The sequence below is a fragment of the Aeromonas sp. S8(2024) genome, assembly GCF_041403085.1.
Lineage (GTDB): Bacteria > Pseudomonadota > Gammaproteobacteria > Enterobacterales > Aeromonadaceae > Aeromonas > Aeromonas dhakensis.
Window position 1 is genome coordinate 725,922 of record NZ_JBGLRF010000003.1, and the last position, 12,383, is coordinate 738,304.

The following is a 12,383-nucleotide window of genomic DNA, read 5'->3' on the forward strand; positions in this document are numbered from 1 at the left end:
GCAGGCAGGTGATGATGGATGCCCTCTCATCCCCAGCCCTTCTCCCACTCTTTTCAACCTGAGCGGGAGAAGGGAGCAAGGCAGTACAAACAGCACCTCGACCGGTACCCTCTCCCTCTGGGAGAGGGCTAGGGTGAGGGCTCGGCTCACATGTGTTTGACGCGGCGCTTGACCTCTTCCTGCTTGCCCGCGTTGAAGGGGCGCGCATCCGGGCTGCCGAGGTAGCCGCAGACGCGGCGGGTCACCGACACCTTGGCCGGGTCGTGGTTGCCGCAGCGCGGACAGGTAAAGCCCTTGGAGGTGCACTCGAACTCGCCGGTGAAGCCGCACTCGTAGCACTCGTCGATGGGGGTGTTGGTGCCGTAGTAGGGCACCTTGTCATAGCTGTAGTCCCAGACGTTCTCCAGCGCTTCCAGGTTGTGCTGGATATTGGGGTACTCGCCGTAGCAGATGAAGCCGCCGCTGGCGATGGGCGGATAGGGCGCCTCGAAGTCCAGCTTGTCGTACGGGTTCACCTGCTTTTCCACGTCGAGGTGGAAGCTGTTGGTGTAGTAGCCCTTGTCGGTCACCCCCGCCACCACACCAAACTCCTTGGCGTCGATGCGGCAGAAGCGGGAGCAGAGGTTCTCGCTCGGGGTGGAGTAGAGGCTGAAGCCGTAGCCGGTCTCCTCCTTCCACTCGTCGGTGGCGGCCTTGAGGCGCTCGACGATGGCGATGGCCTTCTGCTGCAGTTCGGCACTGTCAAACAGGTGCACCTGATCGCCAAACAGGGCGTTGATGGTCTCGTGTACCCCGATGTAACCAAGGGAGATGGAGGCGCGACCGTGCTTGAAGATCTCGCTGACGTTGTCGTCCGCCTTGAGGCGCACCCCGCAGGCCCCTTCCATGTAGAGGATGGGGGCGACCCGGGCTTTGACTCCGTCCAGGCGCTTGATGCGGTACATCAGCGCTGTCTTGGCCACCCGCAGGGCGGCGTCCAGCTTGTCCCAGAAATCCGCTTCATCGCGGGATTTCAGGGCGATGCGCGGCAGGTTGAGGCTCACCACCCCTAAGTTGTTGCGCCCTTCGTGGACCAGCTCGCCGTGCTCCTCGTAAGCACCGAGGAAGGAGCGGCAGCCCATGGGAGTCTTGAAGGAGCCGGTCACCTTGACCACCTGGTCGTAGTTGAGGATGTCCGGGTACATCCGCTTGGAGGCGCACTCCAGCGCCAGCTGCTTGATGTCGTAGTTGGGATCGCCCTGTTTGTGGTTAAGGCCATCCTTGATGGCGAATACCAGTTTCGGGAACACGGCGGTCTTCTTGTTCTTGCCAAGGCCGGCGATGCGGTTGCTCAGGATCGCCCGCTGGATCAGGCGTGACTGCCAGCTGTCGCCAAGGCCAAAGCCGAAGGTGACGAACGGGGTCTGACCGTTGGCGGTGTGCAGGGTGTTCACCTCGTACTCCAGCGACTGGAAGGCGTCGTAGCACTCCTTCTCGGTGCGGGCCATGGCGTAGGCATCCACATCGCCGATGCCCCACTCCACCGCCACTTCCCGGTGCTTCTCCCAGCTGATGGTCACGTAGGGAGCCAGCACTTCGTCGATACGGTTGATGGTGGTGCCGCCATAGATGTGGCTCGCCACCTGGGCGATGATCTGGGCGGTGACCGCGGTGGCGGTGCTGATGGATTTGGGGGTGTCGATCTCCGCGTTGCCCATCTTGAAGCCGTGGGTCAGCATCCCCTTCAGGTCGATCAACATGCAGTTGAACATGGGGAAGAAGGGGGAGTAGTCGAGATCGTGGAAGTGCAGATCGCCGCTCTCATGGGCCTGCACCACATCGCGGGGCAGCATGTGGCTGGTGGCGTAGTGCTTGGCGACGATGCCCGCCAGCAGGTCGCGCTGGGTCGGGATCACCTTGGAATCCTTGTTGGCGTTCTCGTTGAGCAGGGCCGCGTTGGTCTGCTCAACCAGGCCGCGGATCTCCTGGGCCAGCCGGCCGCGGGCCTCGCGAGCCTGATCCCGGTCGTGACGGTATTCGATGTAGGCACGGGCGATGGCCTTGTCGTCGGAAGCCATCAGGTGGTTTTCGACCCGGTTCTGGATCTCGTGGATGTCCACTTCTCCCCGCCCTTCCAGCTCCTGGCTGACGGCGGCGGCAATGCGCTCTGCCAGCGCCGGACTGGCCTGATTGACCGCCTCCGCCGCTCGGCCCACCGCCTCGGCAATCAGCTGGGCATTGAATGGTGCGCGACATCCATCACGTTTGATCACAACCGGTTTCATGGAGTTTCCCCGTTAAAAAAGGCCAGGCTCTCGCCCTCGGCTTACCCTTGTTTGGCCCCCTTCTCCACGCCTCGTCCTCGGCGCAAATAAATTCAGCCGAGGCTTGACAAGCCTGGGCTGACGATGAGAAGGGAACAGCTTTTACACAGCTTAATAACACAACATATAGGGATTAAAAACGAATGCAGCCCTATATGTGGTGTCTATTAGGCACCAAAGCGGGGTCGTATTTCTTGATCCAGAACAGGTTTTGAGGCGAGTGGCGCAGTTCCCGACCAGCCATAAAAAGCGCCACACGAGACCACTCTCAAGCCTGGTGCGGGCTGGCGCCCGATACCAGCCAGCGAGAAAAAGATTTCCCCTCCGACAGTAATTGACAGGCACCGGCTGGCCCAGGAGTGAACATAATGAATGACAACACCCCTGCGCCGATGGGAAGCCATATGACCAAGCCTTTGTTGCTGCTACTGCTGCTGTGCCCCCTGTCGCTGCGGCTGTGGGCGGCCGAGATCCTGGTGATCAGCAGCTACCATCCCGAGTACCTGTGGGATCAGAGCTACAACGCCAGCCTGGTGGCCAACCTCAAGGGCGAGCACCACATCAGCCACTTCTACATGGATACCAAGCGCCGCCCCGCCGAAGAGTTCGACCAGATCGCCGAACGGGCGCTCGCCTACTACCACCATGTGAAACCGGATCTGGTGGTGCTTGGCGATGACAACGCCATCAACTACCTGGCCACCAGCATAGCCTCCCTCGGCACCCCGGTGGTGTTCCTCGGCATGAACGAGAACCCGCGCCACAAGGGACTGGTCGGCCACCCCAAGATCACCGGCGTGCTGGAGCGCCCCCTGCTCAAGCGCAACATCAGCGAGATGAGCCAGCTGATGGGGGGGATCAAGAAGGCACTGGTGCTGTTTGATTCGAGCAACGTGGCCCTGACCGCCATCGAGGATGAGTTCAAGACCCAGACCGAGTTGCGGGTCGGCCAGACCCGGGTCAACAGCCAGCTGCTCGGCGACTACGACCTGTGGCAGGAGGCCGTGCTCAACGCCAGGCAAAACGGCTATCAGGCGATCTTCATCGGCCTCTACCACACCCTCATCGATGAGCAGGGCCACCACGTGGATGAACGCCAGGTGCTGGAGTGGACCAGTGCCCACAGTCCGGTGCCGCTGTTCTGCTTCTGGGAGTTTACGGTGGGCAAGGGCAAGGCCATCGGCGGCCTGGTGCTGGATGGGCACGATCAGGGGGCCAAGGCGGCCGAGCTGGTCAATGCCATTCTGGAGGGAGCCCAGCCCAAGACCCTGGCGCCGCGGGCTGCCCTGCGCGGCGAGTATGTGTTCAGCAAGAGCGAGCTGGCCCGCTGGCAGCTCACCCTGCCCGACAAGTGGCGCTACAAGATCCTCTGGCGTGATTAAGCCTCGATCATTGCCCCCATAACAAAGAACCCGGCCATGCCGGGTTCTTCGTTTATCTGGTTGAGCCAGCGACTCAGCCCTGCAGCGCCTGCTGCAACTCCTCTTCGGTCCAGACGGTGATGCCGAGCTCCTGGGCCTTGGCCAGTTTGGAGCCCGCCGCCTCCCCCGCCACCAGCACATCGGTCTTGGCCGACACCGAGCCCGCCACCTTGGCGCCAAGCGCCTGCAGCGCCGCCTTGGCGTCGTTGCGCGACAAGGTGGTGAGAGTGCCGGTCAGCACGAAGGTCTTGCCGGCAAAGGGCTGCTGTGCGGCCTCCTTCTTCTCGATGGCGGGCCAGTGGATACCGGCGGCCAGCAGGGCCTCCAGCACCTCGATATTGTGGGGCTGGCGCAGGAAGTAGTAGACATGCTTGGCCACCACGTCCCCCACGTCGGCCACTTCCAGCAACTGCTCCACCGAGGCGGCACGCAGGGCGTCCAGGGTGAGGAAGTGATTGGCGAGGTTCAGCGCAGTCGCCTCCCCCACTTCGCGGATCCCCAGCGCAAACAGGAAGCGCGGCAACGTGGTGCTGCGCGCCGCATCGATGGCTGCCACCAGATTGAGGGCCGATTTTTGCCCCATCCGCTCGAGCCCGGCCAGCTGAATGGCGTTGAGGCTGAACAAGTCCGCCGGGGTTTTCACCAACCTCTTGTCCACCAGCTGCTCGACTATCTTGTCGCCGAGGCCGTCCACGTCCATGGCACGGCGGGCGGCGAAGTGTTTGATCGCCTCCTTGCGCTGCGCCTCGCAGAACAGGCCGCCGGAGCAGCGGGTCACTGCCTCTCCTTCCAGCCGCTCTACCGCAGAGCCGCACACCGGGCACTCGGTCGGGAACAGAATTTCACGGGCATCGCTTGGGCGCTGCGCCTCCACCACGGCCACGATCTGCGGGATCACATCCCCGGCCCGGCGCACGATCACGGTGTCGCCGATCATCACGCCAAGGCGCTCAATCTCGTCGGCATTGTGCAAGGTGGCGTTGGAGACGGTGACGCCGCCGACGAACACGGGTTTGAGCTTGGCCACCGGGGTCACGGCGCCGGTGCGGCCGACCTGGAACTCGACGTTTTCGAGCAGGGTCATCTCCTCCTGGGCCGGGAACTTGTGGGCGGTGGCCCAGCGCGGTGCACGGGCCACGAAGCCAAGCTCCTCTTGCAGGGGAATGGCATCCACCTTGTAGACCACGCCATCGATCTCGTAGGGGAGCTCGCCACGGCGCGCCAGGATGTCGTCGTGGAAGGACTGGCAACCGGCTGCGCCCTCTTTCAGCTTCACCTCGGGGTTGAGCGGCAGCCCCCAGGCATTGAGCCGGGTGAGGCGGCCGTAGTGGGAATCCCCCAGCAGCTCGCCACCGATCCCTACCCCATAGGCGTAGAAGCTGAGCGGGCGGCTGGCGGTGATGCGCGAGTCGAGCTGGCGCAGGCTGCCGGCGGCGGCATTGCGCGGATTGACGAACACCTTCTCGCCGGCGGCCAGCGCCCTGGCGTTCATCGCCTCGAACCCCGCCTTGGGCATGAACACCTCGCCGCGCACTTCCAGCCGAGCCGGCCACCCCTCGCCACGCAGGGTCAGGGGAATGGCCTTGATGGTGCGCACGTTCTCGGTGATCTCCTCACCCGTGGTGCCATCGCCCCGGGTGGCGGCCTGCACCAGCTGGCCGTCCACATAGAGCAGGCTCACCGCCAGGCCATCCAGCTTGGGCTCGCAGCAGAAGGTGAAATTGACCTCCCGCTTGAGGCGATCGCTCATGCGCTGTTCAAACGCCTGCAGCTCTTCACTGCTGAACACGTTGTCCAGGCTCAGCATGGGGATCTCGTGGCGCACCTGCTTGAAGGCGGTGAGCGGCTGACCGCCCACCCTCACGCTCGGCGAGGCCGGGGTTTTCAGCTCGGGATGGTCGGCCTCCAGCGCGATCAGCTCGCGCATCAGGCGGTCGTATTCGGCATCCGGCACTGTGGGGTTGTCCAGCACATAGTACTGATGCCCATATTCGGTAAGCAGCTCACACAGTTGACGGTGGCGGGAGAGGATATCGCTCATGAAAAAGTCTCGAAGTGTGATGAAAAAACCGGCCAGCGGAGCAATAAAAATGCGGCACCTGGGTACCGCACTTTTGATTCATTCGACCCGCCTGGCGTATTAGTCGCGACTGGCCTCGTAGGCGGCCAGCTCGTGCCGGTAACGGGCGATGGTCTCGTCACTCAGCGGGCTGCGATCCACGTCAGTCAGCATGGCATCGAGATCGCTGGCCAGCTGGTCGGCAGACTGCAGCATGTGCTCGAAGGCAAAGGCTGCGTTGCTGCGCAGCGGCAGTTGCATGAAGAGCGACACACCCGGAGTGGTGAACTGCTCCATCCGGTACGGGTTGAAGGTACCCGGCTTGACCATGTTGATCATGGAGAAGAGCACTTCGCCCTTGCCGTTGAGATCCTCGTGGCGATGGAAGATGTCCATCTCGCCAAACTTGAAGCCCAGCGCCAGCAGGGAAGAGATCAGGGTCGCCCCCTGCAGGTCGTGGCCGGGGCGCGCCATCAGGTTGATGACATAGACATCCTGCCAGATCTTCTCGACCGGCTGACGTTCAATCTGCGGCTCCTGCACCGGCTCTTCATAGGCGGGCTCCTCGTAGGCAGGCTCGGGGGCTGCGTAACGGGGCTGCGCCTTGTATTCGGGCGCAGCGGCCTGGGCCTGTTCACGGGCACCGAAGGTGGGCGCGGTGGCGTAGGCTGGCTCCACCAGCGGCTCTTCGTCCAGCGGCTGCAGCAGCGGCTCGCGCTGGGGACGGGAACGGTGGACTGGGGTACGACGGATCACCTGGGCAGGCTTGCGTACCGGCGCGGCCGGGACTTCCTCGACGGGCTCGGCGACCGGCTCCTCATACTCCTCCTCTTCATAGACGGGAGGCGGGGGCACGGGGCGAGCGGCAGGCTTGCGTACCACGGGCGGCGGCAGATCGGCGTCATCATCTTCTTCATCATCGAAGGCGGGCGCGGGGGCGCGACGGCTGACGTCCGGCTGGCGGGGTTCATCATGGTGGAGCTTGGGCTCGGCACGACGGCCACCGCTGACCACTCGCACCTGACCGATGCCATCACTGTCGAAGGCGTCGTTGTCACGGTCCCGTGATTTGGATTCCATCCGACCCAGAGGTTTCTCTTTGATCGGTGCCTGACGATTCTTTCTGTTGCTCCACAACCCGTGAATGAGCAATGCCGCGATGGCAATACCGCCCAGGGCAACCAAGATGTAACGCAATTCCTGCATTAGCTGCTTCTCTTTCTAGTTTTGCTCAGCCAAAGCGACGGCTTCACCGATATCGACCGACACTATGCGCGAAACCCCGGGCTCTTGCATCGTGACGCCAACCAGCTGCTCAGCCATCTCCATGGAGACCTTATTATGACTGATGTAAACGAACTGTACTGTGCTCGACATCTCTTTGACAAGAGAACAGAAGCGACCGACGTTCACTTCATCGAGCGGTGCATCCACCTCATCCAGCAGACAGAAAGGTGCCGGATTGAGTCTGAAGATGGCAAAAACCAGCGCAAGAGCGGTTAACGCCTTCTCCCCCCCGGAAAGCAGGGCAATGGTAGCATTCTTCTTACCCGGAGGTCTCGCCATGATGCTCACTCCGGCCTCCAAAAGATCATCGGAGGTGAGCTCAAGCCAGGCACTGCCCCCACCGAACACTTTTGGAAACAGGGATTTTAAATCTTCGTTGACCTTATCGAAAGTGTCACGGAAGCGTATTTGTGTCTCTTTATCAATTCTTTTAATGGCTTGGCTCAAGGTTTCCAGCGCCTGCTCCAGATCCTGGCACTGGTTTTCCAGGTAGCTTGCGCGGGTCTTCGCCTCTTCATACTCCTCCAGCGCCGCCAGGTTGATGGCGCCAAGCGCCTCCACCTGCGCCTCCAGGGTCTGGATCTCCTGGCGCAGCTTGCCGCGATCAGCCGCTATCAGCACCGCCTGATCGAGATCCACCAGCCGTACCCCCAGCTCTTCGAACTGCTCGTGCAGCCCCTGTCGGCGGGTGAGGTTGCGTTCGCGCTCGAGCCGCAGGGTCGCCAGCTTCTCCTGTATCTGCACCAGCTGCTTGTGATCGGCGCTTCTGGCCTGCTCCAGCTCGGTCAACTGGCGCTCCAATTCTGCAAGCCGCTGATGACAGGCAAGTTGCTGCGCCTCGAGGCTGCGCTGCTCGGCCAGCAGGGGCGACAGATCCTGACTCGAAGTGGCCCCCGGCTCCTTGAGTTCGGCCAGCTCCAGCCCGAGGCGGGCCAGCTCCTGCTCGCGCAGGGTGATGAGCTGGCGCTGGTTCTGCTGCTCCAGTTGCAGCCGCTGGCAGGCGGCTTGCTGCTGCTCACGACGCAGGCGGGCCTCTTCCACAGCGCGATCCGCCGTGCTCGCCTGCTCCTGGGCGAGCAGCAGCGCCTCGGCAAGCAGCTCCCCCTGCTCCTGCAGCTCGCCGAGGGCCGCTTCATCCTGCTCAAGCCGCTCCCCGGCCGACACTAGCCGCTGCGCCTCCTCAGCCTGCTCCTTATCCAGCCGGATCAACTCCTCTCCCAGCTGGCCGAGGCGCTGCAACCGCGCCTGGCGCTGCCCTTCGCGCAGGCTCCAGGCCTCGCGCAGTTGCTGCCACTGCTGCTCCTGCTCGCGCAGGGTGCGCTGGGCCAGTTCATGGGCGCTGTGCAGCTGGGCCCGCGCCGCATCGGCAGCGGCAAACTGTTCATCGAGCCGGCGCAGCGCCTCCCGGCCCGCGACCAGCTCGCTGTGCAACCGCTCACGTTCGCCGAGCAGCGCCAGGGTGCCGAGGGCCATGCCCTCCCCCAGATCCGCCCAGTTGGGGCCGAACCAATCACCGGCAGGAGTGAGCAGCGACTCACCGGCAGAGAGGCTGTGCAGGCGGGCCTGCGCCTCCTCCCGGCTCTCTGCCAGCCAGATAGCGTTGAGGAAGGCGGGTATGTGCTCACCGCCCAGTTGCGCCGCCAGGGTGCCGGCAACCGCCGGTCGGGCCGGACCAATCCAGAGCCCGGATTGCGCCAGATTGCACTCGTCCGCCGGGGTGGCGGTTAACCAGCGACCGAGCACCTTGTCCAGCCCCCGGGCCCACTCGGGGGGGACCTGCAGCCGATCCGCCAGGGTGGCGCCCGCCATCTGCTCCCCCAGGATCTGATCCAGAGTGGCGAGGCGAGCCTCCAGCTCGCGCAGCAAACCCTGCTGGCGCCCCTGCTCTGCCTTGAGCTCTTCATGACGGGCCACGCCGGCCTGCCACGCCGCTTCGGCTTCTTCATGGCGGGCGCGGGAGAGCGAGAGCGTCGCCGCCAGCGCATCGAGCGCCGGTTGCAGGTTCTCCCCCTCCCCGCCGAGGGGCCCGGCCTGTTCATCTTCCAGCTTGAGACGGGCCAGCCGGGTCTTGGCCTGCAGCTCCTGCAGGCCGTTCACCTCGGCGCGGGTCTGGTTGAGCCGCCCCTGCAACTGGCCAAGCTGCTGCTGCCACTGCTGCTGGCGCTGGCGCGCCTGCTCGAGCCGCTCGCCCGCCGCCGTGCGCACACTCTGCTGGTCGGTAAGCAACTGCTCACACTGCTCGAGGCGCGCCGACGCCACCTCCCCCTGCAGAGTGCTTTCGCCCAGTTGTTCCAGTTGGCCGGCCAGCTGGGTCTTGAGCCCCTCGATGCGCTCACCGAGGGCCTGCCGCCTTGCCTGCCAGTCTCGACCGAGTTCGGTTTGGTGCAGTTGCTGCTGCTCGAGGCGGGCGATGGCCTGGCCGCCGAGAAAAATCTGTTGCTGACGGCTGGCCTGCTCGGCCTGCGCCTCCTGGCGGGCGACCGACAGGGTGACGTGGCGCCCCTCATCAGTGGTGCGCTTGGCATCGAGGGCCGCCAGCGCCTGCTCGGTCTGGGCCAGTTCGGTCTTGGCCTCGCCCAGACGCGTCTCCAGCGCCCACAATTCCGAGCCGATCAGCTCGGCGCGAGCAGCGCGACTGCGGCTCTTGAGCTGCTTGTAGCGCTCGGCGGTCTCAGCCTGGGCCTTAAGATGGTCGAGGCGCGACCCCAGTTCGCCGCGGATGTCGCCGAGGCGCTCCAGGTTCTCCTGGGTATGGCGGATGCGCTGTTCGGTCTCCCGGCGCCGCTCCTTGTAGCGGGAGACCCCGGCAGCCTCTTCCATGAACAGCTTGAGATCGGCGGGGCGGGACTCCACCAGCCTGCTGACGGTGCCCTGCTCTATGATGGCGTAGCTGCGCGGCCCGAGGCCGGTGCCGAGGAAGAGGTCGGTCACGTCCTTGCGGCGGCACTTCTGGCCATTGATCTGGTAGTGGTTGGAGCCGTCGCGCAGCACTTCGCGGCGCACCGAGATCTCGGTAAAGCGGCCGAACTCACCGGGTACCCGGTTGTGGGGGTTATCGAACACCAGCTCCACCGAGGCGCGGCCGTGGGCGCTGCGGTTGATGGAGCCGTTGAAGATGACGTCGGTCATGTTCTCGCCACGCAGATGGCGGGCGGAGCTCTCCCCCAGCACCCAGCGCACAGCGTCGATGACGTTGGATTTGCCGCAGCCATTGGGCCCCACCACGGCAGTCATGTCGGCGTTGAGTTCGATGCGGGTCGGCTCGACAAACGACTTGAAGCCGGCGAGTTTGATCAATTTCAGACGCATGGCGGCCTATGTCGGTAACGAAATAAAGAGGAGGCGGGCAGGCGACTTTACCAAATCAAAAGCTTGTTTGTAATATGCTGGCAGTTTCCCATGAACAGATGGAGCTCCGATGAGCCACTCCCCCCGTATGGTAAAAGACTCGATCAGCGGTGCAGACTACTTTCTGCGCGGCTTCTCCCTCATTCGCCAGCCCGGCATCCGCACCTTCGTGCTGATCCCCCTGCTGGTCAACTTCGTGCTGTTTGCCGGGGCCTTCTACGCCCTGCTGCTGCAGCTGGATGGCCTGTTCGCCTGGCTGCACCAGCAGATCCCGAGCTGGCTCGACTGGCTGGACTACCTGCTCTGGCCCATCGCCCTCATTACCATACTGGTGGTCTTCTCCTTCCTGTTCAGCTCGGTGGCCAACTGGATAGCCGCCCCCTTCAACGGCCTGCTGGCGGAGAAGGTGGAGCAGGCGCTCACTGGCGAGGCCGCCAACGACACCGGCATGCTGGACATCGTCAAGGATGTGCCACGCACCTTCGGCCGCGAGTGGCTCAAGCTCAAATACTACCTGCCCAAGGCCATCGGCTGCCTGATCCTGTTCCTCATTCCGGTGGTGGGCCAGACCCTGGCGCCTGTGCTCTGGTTCCTGTTCAGCGCCTGGATGATGGCAATCCAGTATGTCGACTATCCGTTCGACAATCACAAGATCGACTTCATCACCATGCGCGACGCCCTCAAGCAGCGCCGCGGCAAGTGCCTGAGCTTCGGCGCCCTGGTCACCCTCTTCTCCGCCATCCCGGTGGTGAACCTGTTCGTGATGCCGGTCGCCATCTGCGGCGCCACCGCCATGTGGGTCGATCACTACCGCAGCGAACAGCTCAAGCGCTGACCCGGACAAGCATGATGAAAAATGGGGGCGAAAGCCCCCTTTTCATTACTTAATCTAATGCATATATGAGTTTGCTTGTCCCGCCAGCGCTAGATTGTTAGGATGCGGGCCTTTCTCGCACCCTGGGATATCTCATGTTACATGCACTCTTCTTGCTGGGCCTGGTGGCCGAAGGGATGACAGGCGCGCTGGCCGCGGGCCGGCGACGGATGGATTTGTTCGGCGTGGTGATCATCGCCTCGGCGACGGCCATCGGAGGCGGCACCATCCGCGATGTGCTGCTGGGCCATTACCCCCTGCTCTGGGTCGAACACCCGGAGTATGTGCTGCTGGTCGCCGGCGCGGCCATGGCCGGCGTCATCTCGGCACCGCTGATGCGCTATCTCGGCAAGCTGTTCATGGCGCTCGATGCCCTGGGGCTGGTGGTCTTCTCCATCTTCGGTGCGGCCAGGGCGCTGGAGATGGGTCACGGCGCCGGCATCGCCTGCATCATGGCGGTGGTGACGGGGGCCTTCGGCGGCGTGCTCAGGGATCTGCTCTGCCAGCGCATTCCGCTGGTGTTTCGCCGCGAGCTCTATGCCGCCATCTCGCTGGTGACCGCCGCCCTCTACTGCCTGGCGCTGGATCAGGGCCTGCCCAACGACTGGGCCGCCTTCGGTGCCATCGGCATCGGCTTCGTGCTGCGCCTCCTGGCGGTGCGCTTCAAGTGGGGGCTGCCCACCTTTCACTATCAGTACGCCGCGCACTGAGCGCGCCAGCTTCTGGCGAGCCGGTACGGATCACAGCCAACAAAAAAGCGCCGATCAGGCGCTTTTTTGTTGGGCAGGGGGGCTGCAACTGCCTCAGTTGATCCCTTCCGAGCTGAAGAAGGTGGCCTTGTCGGCGATGAAACGGATCTTGATGTTCTTGCCCTCGTCGCCCCAGATGCAGCTGGTGGTGCCCAGCGCATCGTCACAACGCTCGGCCTTGCCGAGGATGGCACTCGCCTCGGCGTAGCTGATCCCCATCTTGAGCTTGTCGTAGTTTTCGCGGTTGAGCTTGCCACAGCCGGTCAGCAGCAGGGCAATCAGCCCGCCAAGCAAAATATGTTTCATCTGGTTCTCCTCTGCATGGTGTCCAGAGCCTACCAG

Annotated in this window: 8 protein-coding genes; 3 read left to right on the top strand and 5 right to left on the bottom strand. The window is 63.7% G+C overall.

The genetic code is table 11. From position 1 onward, the window contains the following. Positions 1-146: 146 nt before the first annotated feature. A complete protein-coding gene (gene nrdD / locus ACB031_RS12185; RefSeq protein ID WP_124249167.1) occupies positions 147-2,264 on the bottom strand; it encodes an anaerobic ribonucleoside-triphosphate reductase in 2,118 nt (705 codons plus the stop codon). Positions 2,265-2,707: 443 nt separating this feature from the next. On the opposite strand from nrdD, the gene ACB031_RS12190 reads away from it, so the two are divergent. After that, a complete protein-coding gene (locus tag ACB031_RS12190) occupies positions 2,708-3,685 on the top strand; it encodes an ABC transporter substrate-binding protein (RefSeq protein WP_371139643.1) in 978 nt (325 codons plus the stop codon). Between the two features lie 73 nt (positions 3,686-3,758). Here the strand turns inward: ACB031_RS12190 and ligA are convergent, their stop codons facing one another. From ligA to ACB031_RS12205, 3 genes are all read right to left on the bottom strand, one after another. Then, a complete protein-coding gene (ligA, locus tag ACB031_RS12195; RefSeq protein ID WP_371139644.1) occupies positions 3,759-5,765 on the bottom strand; it encodes an NAD-dependent DNA ligase LigA in 2,007 nt (668 codons plus the stop codon). Between the two features lie 99 nt (positions 5,766-5,864). Then, on the bottom strand, positions 5,865-6,989 hold the full coding sequence (gene zipA / locus ACB031_RS12200) for a cell division protein ZipA (protein ID WP_017779874.1): 1,125 nt from the start codon (positions 6,987-6,989) through the stop codon (positions 5,865-5,867). A 15-nt stretch (positions 6,990-7,004) separates the two neighbouring features. Next, the gene (locus ACB031_RS12205; RefSeq protein WP_017779873.1) at positions 7,005-10,379 is read right to left on the bottom strand and encodes an AAA family ATPase; all 3,375 of its coding nucleotides are present in this window, start codon (positions 10,377-10,379) and stop codon (positions 7,005-7,007) included. Positions 10,380-10,488: 109 nt separating this feature from the next. Between ACB031_RS12205 and cysZ the strand changes: the two genes are divergently transcribed. Together cysZ and ACB031_RS12215 are read left to right on the top strand one after the other, a co-directional pair. Further along, entirely contained in the window at positions 10,489-11,253 is a 765-nt protein-coding gene (gene cysZ / locus ACB031_RS12210) for a sulfate transporter CysZ (RefSeq protein WP_371139645.1), read from the top strand. 134 nt (positions 11,254-11,387) lie between these two features. Next, the gene (locus ACB031_RS12215) at positions 11,388-12,002 is read left to right on the top strand and encodes a trimeric intracellular cation channel family protein (protein WP_005303366.1); all 615 of its coding nucleotides are present in this window, start codon (positions 11,388-11,390) and stop codon (positions 12,000-12,002) included. Positions 12,003-12,095: 93 nt separating this feature from the next. Here ACB031_RS12215 and ACB031_RS12220 read toward each other — a convergent pair whose 3' ends face one another. Further along, on the bottom strand, positions 12,096-12,347 hold the full coding sequence (locus ACB031_RS12220) for a hypothetical protein (protein WP_017764147.1): 252 nt from the start codon (positions 12,345-12,347) through the stop codon (positions 12,096-12,098). Positions 12,348-12,383 lie beyond the last annotated feature (36 nt).